We start from the raw sequence: 20,328 nt of genomic DNA, 5'->3' as shown, positions 1-20,328 counted from the left end.
TCTGCTCCGACGTCGGCCGCTGCGGCCACTGGCACCCCCGGTGCGTCGGCCGCTGCGGCTGCCACGGCGGCCGACTGTCCCTCGGCGACGACCCTCCAGACGCTGGTCGAACTGCCGAAGGGCTCGTCTCTCACGACAGTGAAGTGCTTCAAGGACTGGGCGGCGGCCGATCCGCAGGGCCCGACCGCCGGCGACGGTGTCTACCTGTTCCGCTACGTGACCGGTACGGGCTGGAAGTACTACGACCAGGGCAGCGGGTGGGACTGCAAGGATCTCGGCCTCAGCGAGCCGGCGCCGTTCTGCATCTCGGATCCGGTGACGACGACGACCAAGCCGGTGAACAGCGCGGCCACGAATGCCACGTGCCCTTCGGCGAAGACTCTCGAGAGCCTTGTCGAGCTTCCGAAGGGCTGGACGTTCGGCGGTGTCGAGTGCGTCAAGGACTGGGCGGGAGCTGACCCGCAGGGCCCGAAGGCCGGTGACGGCGCCTACCTGTTCCACTTCGTGACCGGCACGGGCTGGAAGTACTACGGCGACGGCAGCGGATATGACTGCAAGGACCTCGGCCTCACCGAGCCGGCGCCGTTCTGCATCTCCTGACGGGTTGACCGCGGTCGGTTGCTGTGACGCACACCAGCTATGGTGTGCGCCACAGCCAACGGGCCGCATCGACGCCGCCGCTGCCTGAAGGACTTTGGGGTCGGTGGGGGGACGAGCACGGCATGGCGGACTCCATAGACGATCTTTTCTGTGAGTTCGTGCGGACCCGCTCCCCGGCGTTGCTGCGGACGGCGTTCCTGCTGACCGGCGACCGGCACCTCGCCGAGGACCTGGTGCAGGATGCGCTGGCCCGCACGCATCGGGGCCGGCGCCGGCTCAATGATCCCGGGCACTTCGAGGCGTACACCCGCACAGCCATGTACCACCAGCACGTGAGTTGGTGGCGGCGCCGCAAGGTAGCCGAGTCCCTGCCCGGCGAACTGGCCGACGTGGTCCAGCCCGGCAGCGACCATGCTCGCCGTACCGATCTCAAGCTTGCCCTGCACCAGGCTCTCGCCCAACTCACCCAGCGGCAACGGGCCGTGCTGGTGGCGCGGTTCTTCGAGGACCGCAGCGAGGCCGAGACCGGGGATCTGCTGCAATGCTCGGTGGGCACGATCAAGAGTCAGACCAGCAAGGCGCTGGCCCGCATGCGGGAGATAGCGCCCGAACTGCTCTCGGCCGTGATGGAGGAGGCCTGATGACCGACAACCTCGGGCCCCTGCGTCAGGCCCTGTCCGATCTGAGCGAGCACGGCGGCACCGCCGACATGTACGAGCGCGCCCTACGCAAATCGCGGCAGTCACAACGGCGCACGGCGCTCACCACCGGCGCCGCGGCCGCGGCGGTGGTGTTCGCCATCGGCGGTACGGTCGCCCTCGCCACCCGCCACCGGCCCGACCCTCCGACGGCACCCGCATCCACCCCCACCAGTGACGGACGTCAGAATCCCACCTGTCCGTCGACGCAGGCCCTCGGGACCCTGGTCGAGCTGCCGGCGGGCTGGTCTTTCGCTTCCAGGGGAGTGGAGTGCGTCGAGACGTGGGCGGCGGCCGACGTGCAGCGCCCGGACGCCAGTGGCGTCATCTACCTGTTCCACTACACGGCCGGCACGGGCTGGCGATTTCAGGACCAGGGCACCGGATGGGAGTGCAAGGACCTCGGCCTGACCGAGCCGGCGTCGTTCTGTACTTCCTGACCGCCTGCCTGGGAAATCCTCGGCTGAGGACAGCCGTCGGAAGCGAACACGCCAACCCGGTGGGCCTTCATGAACCTCAGAGCGGGAGTCGTCCGCTCACTGACGGGTCTCCCTTATCTTCGGCAGTGGCGTGCCGTCGTCGCACCGCGCCTTGATCTCGCTCCTGTTGCCCGCGGACAGCAACACCACCTGGATCTCCTTGACGGGCCCGGCGTTGTAGTCCTTGAGGCGGTAGCCGGGGGCAGGAGCGACGTCGACAACGCGAGCCTGATCGCCGGTGCAGAGCACAGTCACCACACCACCGAGTGCCCGAATGGGTGTAGCAGGCTTGGGGGAGGTCGGCGCCGGCGCGGCACTGGAGGGCCCGGTCGGCCGTTCGGCGCTGGGTGACGTTGTAGCGCCGGGGCCGGCCGTGGAACCGGCTCTGGCGACCGGTTCAGCCGGCCCAGCCGGAGCGGTCCCCGTGCGGCTTGGTCGTGAGACTGGTGCGGGCTCCGCGGACGTCTGCCGGGGAGCAGGTGCCGCAGTGGCAGACACGTCGAAGGCGGCGTCGGGCGGGGTGGCACCGTCACGGGTGGCGACCCCGCCCGATCTGCCATCGGCGGGTATGAACTGGGGGAGCAGGAGCGAAATGGTCCCTGCCGTCACCACGAGAACGGGGATCAGGACGGCGTTGGGGATGCGGCGGCGCCGACCGGGAGAGGGACCGGCGGGGGTGGGCGCCGACACCGGCGGGACGGGTGCCGGCTGCGCCGCCTGTTTCGCCCGCCGCTCGGCGTCATCGGCCAAACCGTGCAGGGCCGTGGCCACCTCTGCGGCGTCCGGTCGATCGGCGGGATCCCTGGCGAGGCAACGGTCGAGGAGGCGGTGAACCTCCGGTGACACTCCCTCGATATCAGGCAACGGTGCCGGATCGACGTACACGTGAGCGGTCAACATCTGCGTGGGGGTCTCCGCCGACCAGGGCAGTTCGTTGGTCAGCGTTCGGTACAGCAACAGTCCGAGCGCGTAGACGTCGGAGGCGGGCAGGACAGTGCCAGCGGCGAGCCGTTCGGGCGCGAGGTAGGCCGCGGTGCCCAACAGTCGTCCGTCCGCCTCCAGCTCCGGCCGACCGACAGTGGTGGCGATACCGAAATCGACCACCTTCACACCGGCCGGTGTCAGCATTACGTTGGACGGCTTGATGTCGCGGTGCACCAGCTTACGTTCGTGCGCGGCGGCGAGCGCCTCGGCGACCTGCGCGCACGTCCGCATCGCGGCGGCCGGTGGCAGCGGACCGGCGGCAAGTCGCTGGGACAGGGTCTGGCCGGGCAGCAGTTCCATCACCACGTACGAGACCTGGCGGCCGGCGGCGTCGGTGTGCTCGCCGTAGTCGTACACACTCGTCACGTGCGGGTGCCAGAGGCCGGCAGCGGCCCTGGCCTCCGCCTGGATGCGTTGTCGTGCGCCTCGGGCGGTAGCTTGCGCGCCGGCCAGGACCTTGACGGCGACCGCGCGTTCGAGGACGCGGTCCCACGCCCGCCAGACGGCCGACATGCCACCAGTGCCGAGAGGGCTCTCGACCTGATACCTGTCGTCCAACAGATCACCGACCATCACTGGGACAGCTTGCCAGAGTGGACTCCCAGCGGCATGTCGGTCCAATCCGACGCTGGTCAGCGGCCGTCCCTTCGGCCCTACCCGCGTCACCAGCCCTCGCCCGGTCGACCGGGTTGGTACTGCAACGGCAGCAGCTGAGAGCGGCGGTAAGGGTCGGCCGTGCTCGGCCAGCACTTCCGTGTGGGGTGGGGGAGAATCGAATCATGTTTGTCATCAAGGAGCGGTTCTTCTCGATCGGCGACGACTTCGACGTGCTCGACGAGCACGGCACCAAGGTCTTCCACGTCGACGGCAAGGTGCTCAGCGTCCGCAACAAGGTCGTCATCGAGGACGCCTCCGGCCACGAGGTCGCGACGCTGCACCGGCACCTGGTGGCGCTGCGTCCCACGTACGAGATCCGGATCGGCGGCGAGAAGGCCGCGGAGGTCCGCAAGAAGCTGCTCACGCCGTTCCGCGACAAGTTCACCATCGACGTGCCGGGGCCCGACGACCTGGAGATGAAGGGTGACCTGCTCGACCACGAGTACGTGATCGAGCGCGGCGGCACCGAGGTGGCCTCGGTCTCCAAGCGGTGGCTGACGATCCGGGACACCTACGCCGTGCAGGTCACCGCCGGCGTCGACCCGCTGCTCATCATCGGCAGCGTCCTCGCGCTCGACCTGGCCATGAACCGCGACAAGAAGAAGGGCGACGACGACTGACCCCGTGGGCGGCAGCCGCATTGCTCGGGGTCGGGCTGGTGGCCGGGACGGTCTGACGCGTTCCTGGGCCGAGAACAGCCCGCAACCAGGCTGGGCAGGAGCAGCCGGCTGCGCTAATGGCTGTGGGGCCGGATGTTGTGGTTGAGGTGGAACACGTTGTGCGGGTCCCAGATCGTCTTGAGTGCGGTGAGCCTGGCGAGCTTGGCGGCCGGGTATGCGCGGCGTACCCCGCGTTGTCCCTCGTCGGCGGCGAGCGAGTTGACGTAGACGCCGTCGGCATACGGGTCGAGCGCGGCTGCGGCACCGCGGGCCGCTGCCATCCGGATGTCGTCTTCGGATGGCTCGGCCCAACGGGAGCCGGCGCCGAACTCGAACATGGTGCCGCGGTGGCTGAACGCGGCGTCGGCGTCCGCGACGTCGGCGATGGCGCCGCCGTGCGCCTGCAGACCGACGTTGGCCAGGTGGGCGCCGGTGTGCAGGTCCGACGCGCCGCGCAGCAGGAACGCCTCGATCGCCGCTGTGGGGAACTGCCGCAGGTAGTGCGCACTGGAGTACCGGCGGTAGGCGTGGCCGCCAACGGTGTCGTCGCGTTGCTGAAGCTCCAGATATGAGGGGGTGGTGACCCGTTCGGCGACCGGGCGGCCGAGCGCGCGCAGCGCCGGCAGCAACCGGTGACCCTGTGCCGGGTCGCCGACCCAGACGAAACCGACGGTGGCGAGAGGACCCCTGCCCGTGCCGTGGACGTCGGCGGTGAAGGTCGCCTGCCGCGGCGCGACGGCGTTGAGGTCCCGCCAACCTTCGAGCACCGGTACGGCGTCCTCGGCGCGGAAGTCGAACTCGGCGACCAGGGTCCGCGTTCCGGTGTGGTGCAGTTGGAAGTCGAAGTCGGTGACGATGCCGAAGTTGCCGCCCCCGCCACGCAGGCCCCAGTAGAGGTCGGGGTTCTCGGTTCGGCTCGCGGTCACCACCTCCCCGTCCGCGGTGACCATCGTGTAGGAGACGACGTTGTCGCAGGACAACCCGTGTTGTCGGGCGAGCCAGCCCATGCCGCCGCCGAGGGTCAGGCCGCCGACCCCGGTGTGCGAGACGTTGCCGGCGGTCGTGGCGAGGCCGTACGGCTGCGACGCCCGGTCGAGTGCGCCGAGCATCGCGCCACCCTGGACCTGGGCGCGTCGCGGGATCGGGTCGACCCGAACGCCGTTCAACGGGGTCAGGTCGATCATCAGGCCGTTCGCGGGAACGGCGAGGCCGGCCACGTTGTGCCCGCCGCAGCGCACCCCGATCTCCAGGTCGAGTTCGCGGGCCAGGCGCACCGCGGCCACCACGTCGGCGACGCTCGCGGCCTGCACGATCATCTGCGGGCGACGGTCGATCATGGCGTTCCAGACGGTGCGGGCCGCGTCGTAACCCGGGTCACCCGGGTTGAGGAGGCGGCCGTCGAAGCGGGGACTGGTCGTTGTGGGCATACGTCTGAGCCTGACGGAAATCGGTACACCCGGTAAGGTCCGATTCCATGGGTCGAATCAGGACCAATTCGAGCACGGCGGAGGACCTGCTCATCCATGTCGACCGGTCCGCGGCCGAACCGCTGCACCGGCAGATCGCCGCCTCGATCCGGGACAGCATCCGGGCCGCCCGGTTGCGCCTCGGGACGTCCCTGCCGCCCACCCGCACCATCGCAGCCGATCTGGGCGTCTCACGTGGCGTCGTCGTCGAGGCCTACCAGCAACTCGTCGCCGAGGGCTACCTCACCAGTCGGGCGGGCGGCTACACCCAGGTCGCGGTGGAGCCGGTTCCGCCGTCGGCGGATCGGCGCGGCGGGGAGCGGCCGGCGGCCCGGATCGACTTCGGGTACGGCCGGACCGACGTGTCGTCATTTCCCCGGGCCGCCTGGCTGCGTTCGGTGCGAACGGTCCTCACCAGCACGCCGAACGAACGCTTCGCCTACCTCGACGGGCGTGGCGTACCCGAACTGCACGCAGCCCTGATCGACTACCTCAACCGGGTCCGCGGCACATCGGCCCGCCCGGAGAACGTCGTGATCTGCAGTGGCTACGGCCAAGGCGTCGCGCTGATACTCCAGGTGCTCGCGGCGCGCGGCGCGCGCAGGGTGGCCGTCGAGGACCCGTCCGCGGACGACGACGCCCGCCTCGCCGCGGCCGCCCTCGGCCTGGACGTGATCGGCGTCCCGGTCGGCCCAGACGGCATCCTCGTCGAGAAGCTCGAACGGGCCGACGCGGACGCCGTCGTGCTGACGCCCTCGCACCAGTGGCCCACCGGCGGCGTCCTGTCGGCCACCGCACGGGCCCGGGTCATCGGCTGGGCGCAGCGCCGCGGCGCCGTGGTGATCGAGGACGACTACGACGCGGAGTACCGCTACGACCGCTCGCCCGTCGGCGCCATGCAAGGGCTGGCACCCGACTCCGTCGTCTACTGCGGCACAGCGAGCAAGACCCTGGCGCCAGGGCTGCGTCTCGGGTGGCTGCTCGCGCCGTCACACCTGGTCGACGACATCACGGCGGCCAAGGTACGGGCCGACCGCGGCTCTCCCGTCATCGATCAGCTGACCTTCGCCGACTTTCTCACCCGCGGCGAATTCGACAGGCACCTACGGCGCATGCGCCCGGTCTACCGCCGCCGCCGCGACGTACTCCTGACCGCGCTGCGCGCACGCCTGCCCGAGCTGGAACCGGTCGGTGTCGCGGCGGGACAACACGTCGTCGCCTGGCTACCGCGCGACCTCGACGAGGCATTGGTCGTGGCTGCCGCCGCCCGGCGCGGACTGGTCGTGCAGGGCGTCTCCCGGTACCGGCTGAGCCCCGCCGGACCCGGCGGGCTGATCTTCGGCTACGCGACCCTCACCGAACGCTCCATCACCGACGGGGTGGCAGCCCTCGCCGACGCTGTCGCAGAGGTCCGTGCGCAGATCTGCCGCTGACGGCGGCGGCCGGTCGGCGGCCAGGAGCGCCTGGGGTGCGACCGTCTTCATCCGCGACGTCGCTTCCGGCCGCCCTGCGTTACCGCGCAATGGTTGCGCGACCGATGCGGACTATCGACTGGCATCGGAGCGGAAGGTTAGGCTTCGCCCAGGCTTTCATCGAGGCTTGGAGATGTGGTGTCGCCCCGTACCGGTAAGCCCTCCTATCAGCTGTCCGCGCCTGACACGCGCCGCCGTCGTATGGCGCGTATTGCCGTCGTCGCAGCGACGATCGGGCTCGCGGCTGCTCTCGTGGGAGGTGCCGCCGGTTACACGGCCAATCAACCGGACGGCGTCGACGCGGCTGTCGCTGACCTACGCGAGGCCGAGGCGCAGCGCGATAGTCAGCAAATCGTCGAGCTGACGGCAACGGCCCGCAGCCTCCGTGCGGAGATCTCTCCCATTCTCAGCGCTCTGCGCGCGGAGACACCAACCGGTCAGCAGCCAGGCCCTGAGCAGGCGCGCCAGTGGCGACAGACCATGCTGCGGGCGGCGGAGCCCTTCGCGAATCCTCCGTCGGGCACTACCGCGACCAACGTGGCGCGTGGGGGGCTGAGTAGCGCAGTGGAGCAGGCTTCCCTGGCTGTCGAGTCGTATCTCCTCGCGGTCACCGGGCCGGCCACTCAACGGGCGGCTCTGACCGAACTGGCGAAGCGGCAGGCAGTCCAAGCGGCGGCCGCCTGGTCCATCGCGGCCACCCAGCTCGATCAGGTCAACATTGATGCCGGCCAAGGCCATCAGCATGTCTACCTGGACACCGGTCCCGGCGGAGGCGCCTTCACTCCCGACGGCGCGGCCGAGGGCTCTGGCGGGTGACCGATCGCCGGTAGGAAACGAGACCGGCTTGCGCGTGCTCGTCCGTTCTACTCGCCGGAGCCCTGGTCTCCGCGCCGCTTCGGCGGCCCACTCGCCTGGGGCCGTGCCCGGCGATGCGGAGGACTACTCGTACGGGTCCTTGGGGGCGGTCACCTGTCGCCAGGATTCGACGTCGATATAGGGGATCTCTTCGTCATTGATGGGGTCGCGGGTGACGCGGTCGGTGTAGCGGCCGGTGACCTGGATCCAGGTGTCGTTGGCCAGACCGGTGGGCACGTCACCGGCCAACCCGAGCTTGACGGGTCGGCCGTCGGCGGCGCAGCAGGACAGGATCATGCGGGCCAGAATCGGTTGTCCGTCGGGTCCCGGGGTGATGAAGCCGGTCAGTTGGACCCGCCGGTTACCGATCGACTGGCCCTTGTCGAACAGGGCGCGGGCGGCGTAGTCGAAGACACTGGTCGTCGCCGGATCGCCGGCAGGCAGGGGAGGGTAGTCGTAGCCGTAGTCCTGTTCAGCGGTGAGCGCGGTGCCCGCCTGGCCGGCGGCGTACGAGCCGAGGGCGGGCGGAGCCAGAAGTAACAGTCCAAGAGCGGGAAGGAGGAGCAGCCAGGCGACTCGTGGCTCGTGGTGGGCGTGTTCGTCGTGAAGATCTTCCGCCGTTGATCCGCTCGTGCTCTGCTCGTCGCTTTGCCGCCGATTCCCGCTCGAAGGGTCCTCAGCGTCGTTCCGGTCCTCGGGCGCATCGGCGTAGGGGCGTAGTTCGTACCAGAGGGTCATCACCGCGACGGCGATCAGCAACAGGCTGGCGGCGATGAGGAACGGTCGCAGCCCCTCCTTGACGTAGCGCAGGTAGAGGTCCGTGACGCTGGCACGCAGCACCGCGGCTCCGAAGAAGATCATGACGCAGGCCTGGGCCATCTGGTTCACAGCAGCACCATCCCGGTGATGACGGCGACCGCGACGGCGACCGTGAAGGTGGCCGGCGCGAATCGGGCGGCGAAGCGCCGGCCGAAGATACCGGCCTGCATGGAGATGAGTTTCAGGTCGACCATCGGACCGACCACCAGAAAGGCCAGTCGGGCGGTGAGGGAGAACTGCGACAGTGAGGCGGCGACGAAGGCGTCCGCCTCGGAGCAGATCGACAGCAGGACGGCGAGCCCGGCCAGGGCGAGCACGGACAGCACCGGCTGGTCGGCAAGGGTCTGCAACCACTGCTCCGGGACGACCACGTTGATGGTGGCTGCGGCCATCGCGCCGATGACGAGGAACCCGCCAGCGTGAGCCACATCGTGGCGTACGGCGGACCAGAACGCTTCCCCGCGTCGGAGCCCGTCAAGGTCGGGTCGGCGGGGGAGGCGGATCCAGTCGGCGCGGCCCAGGCGCAGCCAGAGCCAACCCATGACCATGGCGACGATGAGGCTGGCGACCGCGCGGGCGAGGACCATCTCAGGGTTGTTGGGAAAGGCCACGGCCGTCGCGACGAGGACGATCGGGTTGATCGCCGGCGCGGCGAGCAGGAAAGCCAGCGCCGCCGCCGGTGTGACGCCGCGGCGGATCAGGGAGCCCGCGATCGGCACGGCCCCGCACTCGCAGCCGGGGAGGATCACACCGGCGGCGCTGGCGACCGGGACCGCGAGGGCGGGGTGCTTGGGCAGAGCCCGGGCCCAGAACGAGCGGGGTACGAAGACCGCGATCGCCGCGGAGAGGAGCACTCCGAAGACGAGAAATGGTACGGCCTGCACCATCACCGAGACGAATACCGTCGTCCAGGTCGCCAGCGATGGCGCGGACAGCAGTCTCGCCAGGGGATCGCGCAGGAAGATGAGCAGCACCAGCACGGCGGCGAGGATCTCAACCGAACCGATCCGGCCGGCGAAGGGAAACCGAGACGGCTGAGCGCGGTCGTGCTGAGCGGCGTCGAGGGTTGGCGCTGTGGCGTGTGCGTCGCCGGGCGCGTCGAGGGTTGCCGGGTCATCGGCGGCTGTGCTGGCGCTCGACGAGGTGGTGGGCTCGGATGCGGCCACGCCGTCCCCTTCTCTGCTCTGGGCATGTGGATGTGACGGGCGCCAGTGCCACCTGCCGGGATCTCGCCGTCGATCCCCAGACACGGGAGGCGGGCATTCGTGGTGGCGAGGATCAGGGGATGGCAGGGCACCCGTGACCAAATCCTTCGTGGTGTTGGTAGTCGTTGTCGATAGGTGCCACGACGTTGTGATCTGTCCGTGACATCGTCGGCGTGCCCCTGCTGGTGGGGACGAGATCGGCCGCCGTGGCCGCGCCCGCTTCCCTGACCAATTCGGCCGTCGTCGCTGTCCGCGCGATCGAGGCGTCGTTAGCCGCCCACTGTCGGTCGTGGCGACTGCCTGTCGTGTCTGCCGACCGGTACCAAATTCGGTTTTCATTATCGCGCACTTGGAGCTGGCGCTCCCCGCAACGGGCTGATCCGTACTGCCTCGCGGCGGGCGAATCGGCAGGTCAGGAGCAGGCACGGCGGCGGTGGCGCCCGGCGACGCATAATGGTCCGACCGGCAGCGAGGCGACGTGTCGGAAGCGGCAGGCCGACGGCGGCCGAAATCACGGGAGGATGGCGGCCACGGTGAACCAGGCGATGCCGAATGTAACCCGGAACACCCGACAGCGGGCAGAGGTGCTGGCACTGTTGCGCGAGGTGGAGGGCTTCCACTCGGCGCAGCAACTGCATCAGATGCTGCTGGCGCGCAAGGCAGGGGTCGGCCTTACCACCGTCTATCGGACGTTGCAGCTGCTGGTAGATGCCGGCGAGATCGACTCGACTCGGCTGCCAGGCGGCGAACAACTCTTTCGCCGTTGCAGCCAGAGCAAACACCATCACCACCTGGTTTGCCGCGACTGCGGGCGCACGGTCGAGGTGGCCGGGCCGGCCGTGGAACGGTGGGCCGACCAGGTTGCCGCGCAACACGGGTTCGTCGACGTCGGTCACACCTTGGAGATCTTCGGCACCTGTGCCGAGTGCGTGCGCTGAGCGATCAACGGATCGTTTCTCTAGGCCAGGGCGAGTGCCGGTCGGTCCAGTCGACCGGCACTCCGATGGTCACGTGCCCTGCGGCCCGCGACGGGCGTACTTCTGACGGAACTTCTCGACGCGGCCTGCGGTGTCAAGCAGGCGTTGCTTGCCGGTCCAGAAGGGGTGGCTGGCAGACGAGATCTGGACGTCGATGACGGGGTAGGTGTTGCCGTCGGTCCATTCGATGCTCTGGTCGCTGGTGGCGGTGGAGCGGGTGAGGAAGGCGAAGTCGGCGCTTCTGTCGCGGTAGATGACGGGTCGGTAGTCGGGGTGGATTCCGGGCTTCATGCGGGTCGCGCTCCTTCGGTGTCGGTGTCGGCCAGTTCCTCGGTGTGGAGGGGGAAGCAGCCGGCGAACGGGTCGTGGTAGCTGCGCCAGGCTTCTTCGCCGTCGGCGAGTTCGGCGTCGGTGAGCAGGCAGTGGGCGAGGGTGCGGTGCAGCTCGACGGGGTCGACGTCGAGGCCGATGAAGACCAGGTGTTGGTGGCGGTCGCCGTAGTAGGGGTCCCATTCCAGGGCGGCGGCGAGGCGGCGTTGGTCTTCGACGTGCTCCCAGCGGTCCTCGGGCAGGCTGACCAGCCAGTGTCCGAGCGAGCCCATGGACAGACCGCCGCCGGCGAATTCCCAGGCCACCACGGTGTCGGGTTGGGTGGCCAGCCAGAGGTGACCTCGGGAGCGGACCATCTCGGCGTTGACGTCTTCGAGGACGTCGTGCAGGCGTTGCGGGTGGAACGGGCGGCGGGCGCGGAAGACGGTGGAGACCACACCGCAGTCGGATTCCGGCTCGTGTGTGCCCAGCGTGTAGCCCTGTAGGCCGCGGGCGAGCAGCCCGGGGGTCTCCGGTCGGTGCCGGTGGGTGTGGCGTAGTTGGCGGGTCAGCGTGCTGGCGTCGACGAGGTCACCGTCGACGCGGATGTGCACCGCCCAGGGCGCCATGCGCTGCAGCAGGACTGACAAGCGGCTGGTGTCGAAGGCACCTTCTCGGGACTGGCCCCAGAGCAGCAGGGTGTCGGCGTACTCGATCTGGCGGACCACGACGTCGGCGAGGGCGCGGTCGTCGTTGTCCGCGGCCTGGATGCCGAGTGCGGTGAGGTCGTCGGTGCTGGCGAGGCCGTCGAGGAGGTGTTCGGCGTCGAGGACGGTGACGTAGGAGTCGACGCGGATGAGCGCGGTGATCGGTGCGCCGTCGACGAGGCAGTGGGCGCAGGCGGCGGCGACCGCCTCCGGTTCGACCACTTCGGGCAGCATCAGCACCAGGTCGCGGCCTGGATGGCTGCGGGCGAGTCGGACGAGGGTGGGCAGCACGTCCTCGCGCAGTGTGCATGAGGCGCAGCCGTGCCTCAGGTTGACCTGCTCATCCTCGATGATGCCTGCGCCGGAGCGAACCACCCGACGCACGACGCCGTCGCGGATCCCGGTGAGGTCGTGCCGCACCAGCAGCAGTGACTCGTCGGCGGCGAGCAACGCCCGGGCGACGGCGAAGGTCGCCGCTGGCCAGAACCCGGACAGCACCGTCAACGACGGGCGGGTGTCCGCGTCCGTTCTGACGACGTGGGTCGGGGCCTGTGGTGACGACGACATCGCACTCCTCTCGAGGCTAACTGAAAACGATTGTCATTCTAAGCACACGGAGGTTGGCGAGGCGAACGGTGGTCCCGACGGGCGCGGCGGGTCCTGGCCGAGGCCGTCGGCAGCGACCCGGGGTGGGTCTGACCGAACGGGTGATGTAGAACTGAAAACCGTTGTCGTTATCGTTTGTCCTGAGCAAGGGAGCGTGCACTGTGTCCCGACGTTGTGACGTCACCGGCGCGAAGCCGAGCTTCGGCAACGCCGTGTCCCACTCCCATCGGCGCACCCGCCGCCGGTGGAACCCGAACCTGCAGAACCACCGCTACTGGCTGCCGTCGCAACGGCGATGGGTCAGCCTCACCCTGACGACGAAGGCGCTGAAGACCGTGGACCGCAAGGGCATCGAGAAGGTCGTCGCCGAGCTGCGCGCCCAGGGGGTGAAGCTCTGATGGCCCGCCAGACCGATGTGCGACCGATCGTGCGGCTGCGCAGCACCGCTGGCACCGGCTACACGTACGTCACCCGCAAGAACCGTCGCAACGACCCGGACCGGCTGGTCCTGCGCAAGTACGACCCGGTCGTCCGCCGGCACGTCGAGTTCCGCGAGGCCCGCTGATGGCCAAGAAGAGCCTGGTCAATCGGCAGGCGCGTCGCGAGGAGCTGGTGGCCCGGCACGCCGAGGGGCGGGCGGAGCTGAAGCGGCTGGTCGCCCATCCGGACACCGACCCGGAGGTACGCGCCGACGCGGTGCGCCGGCTGAGCCGGCTGCCGCGGGATTCCAGCCCGGTGCGGCTGCGCTCGCGCGACCAGATCGACGGCCGTCCGCGCGGGGTGCTCACCCGGTTCGGGTTGTCCCGGGTGAGGTTCCGCGAGCTGGCTCTGCGTGGCGAGATGCCCGGGGTGCGCAAGGCGTCCTGGTGATGTCAGCACATGTACCACCGCGCGCAGGTAGGCGCGGTGCTGAAAGGGGAGGTATGAATGCGATTCTGAGGGCTCGCGGTTTCGCGGCCCTGGTTGCCGGGGCGGTGGTGGTCGCCGGCACGGTGCTGGCGCCGACCGCTGCGTCGGCGGCCGAGAAGGTGGTGTTGTCCAAGGGGCACACCGATGCTGTCGACGTGCACTACGAGGATGGCGCGCTGTCGTTGAAGGTGCACGACGACACGGTCAGCCCTTCGGTGACGCGGGATCCGGCGGACGTGACGTTCCAGGTTCTGCCGGAGGCGGCGATGGCCGTTCCGGACGATCCGCGGTTCGCCTTCCTCGGGCCGGCGGGCAGCCAGGTCTGGTTGCTCCCGCTGACCCAGGATCCGGATCTGCTCTGGCCGGGTTGGAACACCACGACGCTCAGTTCGGGGGTGTTCGAGGGGAACACGGTGCGGCTCAGCCTGGTCGATGTGCAGGGGCCGGGCGCGGTCACGCTGTTCACGCAGGACTCGTTCGGCGGTCCGATCATCAAGTTCCGCGCCGACGACGGCCTGCCCGACGCGATCGACGTGCCGGTGCACACCCACGCGCACTCGAACTGGGCGTTCAGCGCGCTGGGTAGCTACACCCTGACGTTCCAGGCCGACGCGACGTTGACCAACGGCACGACGGTCAGCACCGGGCCGGTCGACTACTCGTTCGTCGTCGGCGAGCTGTCCGGCGGTGGGCCGGAGGTCGGTCTGTCGGTCAGCGGTATGGCCGACGAGTACCAGCCCAACGACACGGTGACGCTCAACGCGGTGCAGACGCCGCAGAGCGAGCTGGACCACTACCACTGGTTCAGCAGGTGCCCCGGCACGGACGACTGGGCCATCATCGCGGGGGAGGCGGGAGCGAGGTACTCGTTCACGGCCACCCGGGAGCTGAACGCCTGCGAGTACGTGGTCAAGTTGTACGGCGACGCCCACGAGGTGGTGGCGACCAGCGAACCGGTCGCCCTCTGGGTGGCGTTCCCGCCGGAGGAGCCGGGCACCTCGCAGACGATCACCGCGTCGATCGACGAGACGCAGGGTTCTCTGGTGATCAGCGTCAACCCGGACGACCGTGCCGTGGTGCTGCCGCCCGCGCAGCTCACCGCCGGTGGTGACCGGTGGGAGAGCAACGGTGAGCTCCGCCCGGTCACGGTGACCGACACCCGCGCCGGCCGACCGGGGTGGAGTGCGTCCGGGCAGATCCCGGCGGACTTCGCCGGGCCGGACGGTGCGACGTTCAGCTCCGGCTACCTCGGCTGGAACCCTCGGGTTGTCGCTCAGGGCTCCGGGCAGGGTGTCGTCGCTGGTCCGGAGGTCACGCCGTACGTCGTCGGGTCCGGCGGCGGTCTCGGTAACAGCGCGGTGCTGGGAGCGGCGCCGGGCGGTGCTGGGCGGGGCACCGCGCAACTGGGCGCGGGTCTGCGGCTGAGCCTGCCCACCGAGACGGCCGCGGGGACGTACTCCGCGACCCTCACCCTCACCGCGATCTGATCGCCCGAACCCGTCCGGTGGCCCGGCGCTGAACCGTGCCACCGGGCGGTCGCGGGGTGGGTGGGCCGTTGCCGCGACCCGCCCACCCCGCTTCATCCCTCGTACCCAGGAACGGAACCCATCCCCACCATGCGCCTGTTCGCCGCCATCGCCACCGGCATCGCCCTGCTCGGCGCGGCTCCGGCACCGCCCACGCCGGCGCCCCCGGCACCGCCGACGTCTGCCGCGACGTGGGGGGTGGCGCCGTCGAGTGCGAAGGGCCCGAACGGTCGGCCGGCGTTCACCTACAAGCTCGATCCCGGCGCCACGGTGACCGACTACGTCGCGGTCACCAACCACTCGGCGCGCCCGCTCACCCTGAACCTCTACGCCAGCGACGCGTTCACCACCGCGCAGGGCGGGTTCGACCTGCTGGCCGGTGGTCAGAAGCCCACCGATGTCGGCGCCTGGGTCCGCTTCACCGGTGGCACCGTGACCATCCCGTCCACGTCCCGCCTGGACATCCCGTTCACGCTTACAGTGCCCAACAACGCCACGCCCGGGGACCACGCCGGCGGGATCGTCGCCTCGCTCGCCGCCACGGCGCCGGACGCGCAGGGCAACCAGGTCGCCGTCGACCACCGCGTCGGCGCGCGGATCTACCTGCGGGTGAGCGGCGAGCTGCAACCGGCGCTGACCGTCGAGGACCTTCGGGTACGGCACACCGGCTCGCTCAACCCCCTGGCCGGTGGCAGGCTCACCGCCACCTTCACCGTCCGCAACACCGGCAACGTCCGGCTCACCGGGCAGCCCACGCTCGCCGCGGCCAGCCCATTCGGCCTCGGCCGGCAGGCGATCGACGCGCCGGCCCTGCCGGAGATCCTGCCCGGCGGCGAACTGACCACCACCGTCCGCATGACGGGCGTGCCCCCACTGTTCCGGCTGAGCGCGAGCGCCGCTGTCACGCCTGCCGCCGTGGGCGACCAGGTCCTCGATCCGCCGCCGCAGAGTGGCACGGCGCGGGCCTCCGTCTGGGCGGTGCCCTTGCCCCAACTGGTCCTGCTGGTCCTGCTCGCCTTCGTCGGCTGGGCGTTGGTCGCCGCCCGGCGGCGGCGGGCCCGACAGATCGCCCGGGCGGTAGCCGTCGCCCGGGAGGAGGGTCGCGCCGAGGCCAGCCGGCAGACCGAACGGACCTCGGACGGCCGCGAGGCCGCGGTCCCCGCCGGGCACGACGTCAATGAATGAACTACTACGAAGCCGTCTGGGGAGCAGGCAATGAGGATGAGAACCATGCGTGCCGGTGCCGCCGGTCTTGCGACAGCCGTACTGGCGTTGGCCCTTGGGGGTGCGCCGGCGGCCGCGGAACCGGCCGCGGTCAGCGCCGCCGGCGCGGACCTGGTTTCCGTCGCGCTCGACGGTGGCTCGATGTCGCTGCGGCTGCGCGACGCCGAGCAGGTGTCCCGCGACGTGGCCGGACACGACCCGGCCGAGGTGGTGCTCGGCCCGGCCGGCGGGCTCGCCGGCCGAGTGCCGGCAGGCAAGGGCTTCGCCTTCCTCGGTTCGCCGGGGCACGCCGTGTGGTCACTGTCCGCCGGCGACAGCGGGTTCCCCGCGCTGGACACCACCGGGGTACGCCCCGGCGTCGTCACCGACGACACGGTGGGTCTCACCCTGCGCACGGTCGAGGGTCCGGGAACGTTCACCGCGTACACCCTGTCCGGCCTCGGCGCGGCGACCCCGCTCTTCGGCAGCGGCCCGGGGTTGAAGCGGACGGTGCGGCTGCCGGTGGCGACGCGTACCGGCGGGGTGGTCTGGGCCTTCGACGCAGCCGGTGACTACCGGTTGACCCTGACCGGCTCGGCCACGCTGCGCTCCGGCCAGAAAATCAGCGCCGAAGCGACCTATCAGGTTCGGGTCCCCGCGATCAGTCCGGTCGAGCAGGCACCGCCACCTGCTCCGGCCAAGTCGGCGACGCGCCCCGACGGGCAGTCGGCAGCGCGCGCACTCGCCGCACCCCCGGTTGCGTCGAAGCCCGCTTCCACGCCGAAGCCCGCCGCGGCCGCACCGGCGGCCCCGAAGGCGGCGGCCACCACCGCCACGGGTGCCCGTCAGGTGATTGCCGACGGGCACGTCGACATGGGCCCCCAACTGTCCGGGGACAACTGGACGATCCGGATCAAGGACGACCGGACCAGCCCTCCGGTCTGGCGGGAAACCGCCGACGTGGTCCTCCAGGTCAAGGACAACGCGAAGATCACGGTGCCCGCCGGCGCCGACTTCCTCGGCAAGCAGGGCGACGCCGTGTGGTTGCTACCGCAGTCCCAACAGGCGGGCATCGTCTGGCCTGGCTGGAACACCCAGCACGAGTCCGTCGTCTCGGGGGTGAAGGGAAACGTCACGTGGACGCTGAAGGGCGTCAACGGGCCCGGTCGGTTCGCCCTCTTCCTGACCGGCTCGTTCGGCAAGGCCGACGTCTTGTTCGACTCCGCCAAGGCGTTCCCGCAGCAACTGAGCGTTCCGCTGAACACCCACGCGCACGGCAACTGGGCGTTCACCAAGCCCGGCCTGTACCGCCTCGCCGTGCAGATGAACGGCACCACCAGCGCCGGCAAGGCGGTCACCGACACGAAGACGCTCACCATCGCCGTCGGCGACAGCACCGACCCGAACAGCGGCTTCGGCTCTGGCGGTAGCACGGGGGATGGCGGCGACAATGACGGGGGAAACCAGGGCGGTGCTGGTCGTCTCCCGCGCACCGGTGCCGGCTGGGTGCTGATGGCCGGAGCGGTTGGCATCGTTTTCGTCGCCGTCGGGGTGCTGCTGGTGCTGCTGACCCGTCGCCGCCGCGCCGGCCTCGCGACGGCAGACGCATGAGGCCGCTGGTCGTGGCGCGGCTGCGGCAGGCGATCCTGCCGCTGGTGATCGTGGGGCTGATCGCCGGCTGCCGGTCGGAGGTGGCATTGACCGCCGACGACGACCGGGTCCAGGTCATCACGACCACCGGCATCCTGCGGGACCTGGTGAGCAACGTCGGCGGGGGGCGGGTGACCGTCACCTCCTTGGTGCCCGACAACGCCGACCCGCACAGCTACGAGCCGTCGCTGCGGGACGTCCGGGATGTCGTCTACGCCGACGTGGCGTTCAGCAACTACCTGCTCCTGGAAGAGCAGTCCGTCATCAAGGCGCTGGACGCGAACCTGCGCGACGGCGTACCGAACATCTCGCTGGCCGAGGGCGCGGTGAAATACGCCGCGGAGATCATCCCCCTGGTCGAGGACGTGTCGCTGGACACCATCTGGTTGGGCATGCGGGTACGCGGCACCGGTGTGGCCCAGGGGGCGAACCGCGCCTCCGACGTGCTGCTCACCGCGATCGCCGCGGACGGGCCGGGCCGGGTGCGGGCGTACCTGACGGAGTCGTTCGGCAATCCGTCGTTCTACGTCGACTCCGGCGACGGGTTCGACGCCGCCAACGGCTACCGGGACGACACCGCCACGCTGCCACCCGACGCCCACACCCACATGAGCTGGGCGTTCACCAAGCCCGGCGTCTACCGGCTGACCATGCGGGCGCACCTGGCGGTGACCCCCGAAACCGCGCCCGTGCCCCTGGGCGAGCAGGTGTTCACCTTCGCCGTCGGGGTGGACCCGCACTCGGTGCCAGGGATGGCGGGCGCGGAGGTGCTGAACTCCGGCCACGCCGACGTCACCGTCGACCTCGACGAGCGGCGGCTCTACCTGTTCGCCGACCCGGAGGGCAGCGGCGAAGCCAACCAGCGGGTGTACGACCCGGCCAGGACCGTGATCGAGGTGCCGAACAAGGCACTGCTGGAGGTGCCCGGTGACCGCAGGTTCCGGTTCCTCGGCCGGCCCGGCACCCAGGTCTACCAGCTTCCGCAGGCTGTGCTCGGCAAGCACGTGCACGGCGAGATCGACCCGCACCTGTGGCAGAACGTCCGCAACGCCATCTCCTATGTGGAGCTGATCCGGGACACCCTGATCGGCGTCGACCCGCGAGGAGCGACGGACTACCGCACGAACGCCTCGGCCTACATCCGGGAACTGGAGACGCTCGACACCCAGGTCCGCGACACCATCGCCCGCATCCCGCCGTCACGACGCCACCTGGTCAGCACCCACGACGCGTTCAGCTACCTGGGCCAGGCGTACGGGATCCGGATCTCCGGCTTCGTCACCCCGAACCCCGCCACCGAGCCGAGCCTCGCCGACCGCCGCCGGCTCACCGAGACGATCCGCAACCTGAAGATCCCCGCCGTCTTCCTGGAGCCCAACCTGGCGGCCCGATCCACCACCCTCACCGAGGTGGCCCGCGAGGAGGGGCTGCGGGTCTGCCCGATCTACGGCGACACCTTCGACCGGGACGTCACCACCTACCTCGACATGATGCGGTTCAACGCCGAATCGCTGCACGACTGCCTGACCACGGACAAGTGATGGAGGAGCCAGTGACGGCAGGACGGGCGCGAAGCCGCCCCCGCACGACCAGCGCCATCCTGCGATGCGCGGTGGCCACGCTCATCGTGCTGGCCACGACGCAGACCCCGGCCCGCGCCGAGGAGCCGACACCGGGCCTCAACCAGTCGATCGCCGCCGACCAACCCTTGGCCACCGGCCGGGCGGAACTCGCCACCGGGCACGTCGACCTCGGCCCCCGCTACGTCGACAACCAGTGGACGCTGCTGATCCACGACGGCACGCAGGCGCGACCGGTGTGGCGCAACCCCGACGAGGTCCTGCTCCGGGTCTCCGACGCCGCGCTGCAGACCGTTCCCGACGACCCGACGTACGCCTTCCTTGGCGTCGACGCCGGCAAGCGGGTGTACGTGGTGCCGCAGACCCAGAACCAGAACGTCGTCTGGCTCGGCTGGAACACCCAGGACCCCAGGGTGATGCAGACCATCGACCGTGGCGTCACCCTGATCCTGCTCGGCGTACGCGGACCGGGGAATCTGACGACGTATCTGCAGTCGGGCAACTTCGCCGCACCCCAACCGCTGTGGCGCTCCGCCGACTCCACAGCGCAGCCGTTCTGGGCCGAGGTCAACACCCACACCCATGCCAACTGGGTGTTCACCGCGCCCGGCGTCTACCTGGTCGCGGTGCGGGCGTCGGCCGACCTGGTCAACGGTGAGACGGTTTCGGCGACCCGTACGCTGCGCATCGCCGTGGGCGACACCACCAGCGCCGACGAGGCGTTCGCCGCCACCGCGGACCTCCCCACAGCAGCCGGGCAGGCACCAACCGGGGAGGACCGAGCCGCGGACAACGAGCCTGCCGGCAGGCCCACGCCACTGCTGCTCATCGCGCTGGCGGGCGCGGCCGCCCTGCTCGCCGTCGGACTGGTCCTCCTGCTGCTACGCGGACGCGGCGCGAAGCGCCGAGCCGAACAGGAACGTGCCGCCACGGTGTCGGAGGGCCAGCGGTGAGAGCGCTCGACATC

Annotated in this window: 21 protein-coding genes; 15 read left to right on the top strand and 6 right to left on the bottom strand. The window is 70.3% G+C overall.

The window, feature by feature from the left end:
• Positions 1–138: 138 nt before the first annotated feature.
• The 3 genes from KBX08_RS00755 (at position 139) to KBX08_RS00745 (ending at position 1,738) form a co-directional block, all read left to right on the top strand.
• Positions 139–600 carry a hypothetical protein gene (locus KBX08_RS00755; RefSeq protein WP_210780558.1) on the top strand — a complete coding sequence of 154 codons (462 nt, stop codon included), beginning with the start codon at positions 139–141 and terminating at the stop codon, positions 598–600.
• Between the two features lie 122 nt (positions 601–722).
• Positions 723–1,241 (top strand): SigE family RNA polymerase sigma factor, encoded by a 519-nt coding sequence (locus KBX08_RS00750; RefSeq protein ID WP_210780557.1) that lies wholly within the window; start codon positions 723–725, stop codon positions 1,239–1,241.
• Entirely contained in the window at positions 1,241–1,738 is a 498-nt protein-coding gene (locus KBX08_RS00745; RefSeq protein WP_210780556.1) for a hypothetical protein, read from the top strand. Before KBX08_RS00750 ends, KBX08_RS00745 begins: the two co-directional genes overlap by 1 nt.
• Positions 1,739–1,834: 96 nt before the next feature.
• Here the strand turns inward: KBX08_RS00745 and KBX08_RS00740 are convergent, their stop codons facing one another.
• Positions 1,835–3,334: a serine/threonine-protein kinase gene (locus tag KBX08_RS00740; RefSeq protein WP_210780555.1), complete on the bottom strand. Its 1,500-nt coding sequence runs from the start codon at positions 3,332–3,334 to the stop codon at positions 1,835–1,837.
• Positions 3,335–3,540: 206 nt separating this feature from the next.
• On the opposite strand from KBX08_RS00740, the gene KBX08_RS00735 reads away from it, so the two are divergent.
• Complete coding sequence (locus KBX08_RS00735) at positions 3,541–4,038, top strand: LURP-one-related/scramblase family protein (protein WP_210780554.1); 498 nt, start codon at positions 3,541–3,543, stop codon at positions 4,036–4,038.
• Positions 4,039–4,151: 113 nt separating this feature from the next.
• Here the strand turns inward: KBX08_RS00735 and KBX08_RS00730 are convergent, their stop codons facing one another.
• Positions 4,152–5,504: an FAD-binding protein gene (locus KBX08_RS00730; RefSeq protein WP_210780553.1), complete on the bottom strand. Its 1,353-nt coding sequence runs from the start codon at positions 5,502–5,504 to the stop codon at positions 4,152–4,154.
• Between the two features lie 47 nt (positions 5,505–5,551).
• On the opposite strand from KBX08_RS00730, the gene KBX08_RS00725 reads away from it, so the two are divergent.
• Positions 5,552–6,976, top strand: coding sequence for a PLP-dependent aminotransferase family protein (locus tag KBX08_RS00725; protein WP_210780552.1), 1,425 nt, complete (start codon positions 5,552–5,554; stop codon positions 6,974–6,976).
• A 177-nt stretch (positions 6,977–7,153) separates the two neighbouring features.
• Positions 7,154–7,831: a hypothetical protein gene (locus KBX08_RS00720; protein WP_210780551.1), complete on the top strand. Its 678-nt coding sequence runs from the start codon at positions 7,154–7,156 to the stop codon at positions 7,829–7,831.
• Positions 7,832–7,954: 123 nt separating this feature from the next.
• Here KBX08_RS00720 and KBX08_RS00715 read toward each other — a convergent pair whose 3' ends face one another.
• Positions 7,955–8,758, bottom strand: a complete 804-nt coding sequence (locus tag KBX08_RS00715; RefSeq protein ID WP_210780550.1) for a TIGR03943 family protein — start codon at positions 8,756–8,758, stop codon at positions 7,955–7,957.
• The gene (locus KBX08_RS00710) at positions 8,755–9,696 is read right to left on the bottom strand and encodes a permease (RefSeq protein ID WP_374101923.1); all 942 of its coding nucleotides are present in this window, start codon (positions 9,694–9,696) and stop codon (positions 8,755–8,757) included. The genes KBX08_RS00715 and KBX08_RS00710 overlap by 4 nt, the downstream gene beginning before the upstream one ends.
• A gap of 719 nt (positions 9,697–10,415) precedes the next feature.
• On the opposite strand from KBX08_RS00710, the gene KBX08_RS00705 reads away from it, so the two are divergent.
• Positions 10,416–10,832, top strand: a complete 417-nt coding sequence (locus KBX08_RS00705) for a Fur family transcriptional regulator (RefSeq protein ID WP_203118058.1) — start codon at positions 10,416–10,418, stop codon at positions 10,830–10,832.
• 69 nt (positions 10,833–10,901) lie between these two features.
• Here the strand turns inward: KBX08_RS00705 and KBX08_RS00700 are convergent, their stop codons facing one another.
• Together KBX08_RS00700 and KBX08_RS00695 are read right to left on the bottom strand one after the other, a co-directional pair.
• Positions 10,902–11,162: a type B 50S ribosomal protein L31 gene (locus KBX08_RS00700; RefSeq protein WP_210780548.1), complete on the bottom strand. Its 261-nt coding sequence runs from the start codon at positions 11,160–11,162 to the stop codon at positions 10,902–10,904.
• Positions 11,159–12,454: a GTP-binding protein gene (locus tag KBX08_RS00695; protein WP_210780547.1), complete on the bottom strand. Its 1,296-nt coding sequence runs from the start codon at positions 12,452–12,454 to the stop codon at positions 11,159–11,161. The genes KBX08_RS00700 and KBX08_RS00695 overlap by 4 nt, the downstream gene beginning before the upstream one ends.
• Before the next feature lie 200 nt (positions 12,455–12,654).
• Here KBX08_RS00695 and rpmB point away from each other — a divergent pair, with 200 nt between their 5' ends.
• The 8 genes from rpmB (at position 12,655) to KBX08_RS00655 (ending at position 20,314) form a co-directional block, all read left to right on the top strand.
• Complete coding sequence (gene rpmB, locus KBX08_RS00690) at positions 12,655–12,891, top strand: 50S ribosomal protein L28 (protein ID WP_210780546.1); 237 nt, start codon at positions 12,655–12,657, stop codon at positions 12,889–12,891.
• Positions 12,891–13,058 (top strand): 50S ribosomal protein L33, encoded by a 168-nt coding sequence (rpmG, locus tag KBX08_RS00685; RefSeq protein WP_013287204.1) that lies wholly within the window; start codon positions 12,891–12,893, stop codon positions 13,056–13,058. Before rpmB ends, rpmG begins: the two co-directional genes overlap by 1 nt.
• On the top strand, positions 13,058–13,363 hold the full coding sequence (gene rpsN, locus KBX08_RS00680; protein ID WP_210780545.1) for a 30S ribosomal protein S14: 306 nt from the start codon (positions 13,058–13,060) through the stop codon (positions 13,361–13,363). Before rpmG ends, rpsN begins: the two co-directional genes overlap by 1 nt.
• Positions 13,364–13,416: 53 nt before the next feature.
• Entirely contained in the window at positions 13,417–14,889 is a 1,473-nt protein-coding gene (locus KBX08_RS00675) for a choice-of-anchor M domain-containing protein (protein WP_210780544.1), read from the top strand.
• 129 nt (positions 14,890–15,018) lie between these two features.
• On the top strand, positions 15,019–16,113 hold the full coding sequence (locus KBX08_RS00670) for a WxL protein peptidoglycan domain-containing protein (RefSeq protein ID WP_210780543.1): 1,095 nt from the start codon (positions 15,019–15,021) through the stop codon (positions 16,111–16,113).
• Between the two features lie 30 nt (positions 16,114–16,143).
• A complete protein-coding gene (locus tag KBX08_RS00665) occupies positions 16,144–17,742 on the top strand; it encodes a TIGR03773 family transporter-associated surface protein (protein WP_247668660.1) in 1,599 nt (532 codons plus the stop codon).
• Positions 17,739–19,322 (top strand): anchored repeat ABC transporter, substrate-binding protein, encoded by a 1,584-nt coding sequence (locus KBX08_RS00660; RefSeq protein ID WP_210780542.1) that lies wholly within the window; start codon positions 17,739–17,741, stop codon positions 19,320–19,322. Before KBX08_RS00665 ends, KBX08_RS00660 begins: the two co-directional genes overlap by 4 nt.
• The gene (locus tag KBX08_RS00655; protein WP_210780541.1) at positions 19,322–20,314 is read left to right on the top strand and encodes a choice-of-anchor M domain-containing protein; all 993 of its coding nucleotides are present in this window, start codon (positions 19,322–19,324) and stop codon (positions 20,312–20,314) included. Before KBX08_RS00660 ends, KBX08_RS00655 begins: the two co-directional genes overlap by 1 nt.
• The last annotated feature ends 14 nt before the right edge of the window (positions 20,315–20,328 follow it).

The organism is Micromonospora sp. H61 (genome assembly GCF_018070325.1).
Classification (GTDB): domain Bacteria; phylum Actinomycetota; class Actinomycetes; order Mycobacteriales; family Micromonosporaceae; genus Micromonospora; species Micromonospora salmantinae.
The sequence above is the reverse complement of the archived record's forward strand: the minus strand, read 5'-3'. Positions and strand labels throughout refer to the sequence as shown.

What these genes read in the sequence shown, in the direction of transcription:
- KBX08_RS00735 (WP_210780554.1), top strand. Translation starts at nt 3,541, where the DNA reads ATGTTTGTCATCAAGGAGCGGTTCTTCTCGATCGGCGACGACTTCGAC.
- KBX08_RS00730 (WP_210780553.1), bottom strand. Translation starts at nt 5,504, where the DNA reads ATGCCCACAACGACCAGTCCCCGCTTCGACGGCCGCCTCCTCAACCCG.
- KBX08_RS00665 (WP_247668660.1), top strand. Translation starts at nt 16,144, where the DNA reads ATGAGGATGAGAACCATGCGTGCCGGTGCCGCCGGTCTTGCGACAGCC.
- rpsN (WP_210780545.1), top strand. Translation starts at nt 13,058, where the DNA reads ATGGCCAAGAAGAGCCTGGTCAATCGGCAGGCGCGTCGCGAGGAGCTG.
- KBX08_RS00700 (WP_210780548.1), bottom strand. Translation starts at nt 11,162, where the DNA reads ATGAAGCCCGGAATCCACCCCGACTACCGACCCGTCATCTACCGCGAC.
- KBX08_RS00660 (WP_210780542.1), top strand. Translation starts at nt 17,739, where the DNA reads ATGAGGCCGCTGGTCGTGGCGCGGCTGCGGCAGGCGATCCTGCCGCTG.
- KBX08_RS00725 (WP_210780552.1), top strand. Translation starts at nt 5,552, where the DNA reads ATGGGTCGAATCAGGACCAATTCGAGCACGGCGGAGGACCTGCTCATC.
- KBX08_RS00740 (WP_210780555.1), bottom strand. Translation starts at nt 3,334, where the DNA reads ATGGTCGGTGATCTGTTGGACGACAGGTATCAGGTCGAGAGCCCTCTC.
- KBX08_RS00705 (WP_203118058.1), top strand. Translation starts at nt 10,416, where the DNA reads ATGGCGGCCACGGTGAACCAGGCGATGCCGAATGTAACCCGGAACACC.
- rpmG (WP_013287204.1), top strand. Translation starts at nt 12,891, where the DNA reads ATGGCCCGCCAGACCGATGTGCGACCGATCGTGCGGCTGCGCAGCACC.
- KBX08_RS00675 (WP_210780544.1), top strand. Translation starts at nt 13,417, where the DNA reads ATGAATGCGATTCTGAGGGCTCGCGGTTTCGCGGCCCTGGTTGCCGGG.
- KBX08_RS00695 (WP_210780547.1), bottom strand. Translation starts at nt 12,454, where the DNA reads ATGTCGTCGTCACCACAGGCCCCGACCCACGTCGTCAGAACGGACGCG.
- KBX08_RS00670 (WP_210780543.1), top strand. Translation starts at nt 15,019, where the DNA reads ATGCGCCTGTTCGCCGCCATCGCCACCGGCATCGCCCTGCTCGGCGCG.
- KBX08_RS00745 (WP_210780556.1), top strand. Translation starts at nt 1,241, where the DNA reads ATGACCGACAACCTCGGGCCCCTGCGTCAGGCCCTGTCCGATCTGAGC.
- KBX08_RS00655 (WP_210780541.1), top strand. Translation starts at nt 19,322, where the DNA reads ATGGAGGAGCCAGTGACGGCAGGACGGGCGCGAAGCCGCCCCCGCACG.
- KBX08_RS00750 (WP_210780557.1), top strand. Translation starts at nt 723, where the DNA reads ATGGCGGACTCCATAGACGATCTTTTCTGTGAGTTCGTGCGGACCCGC.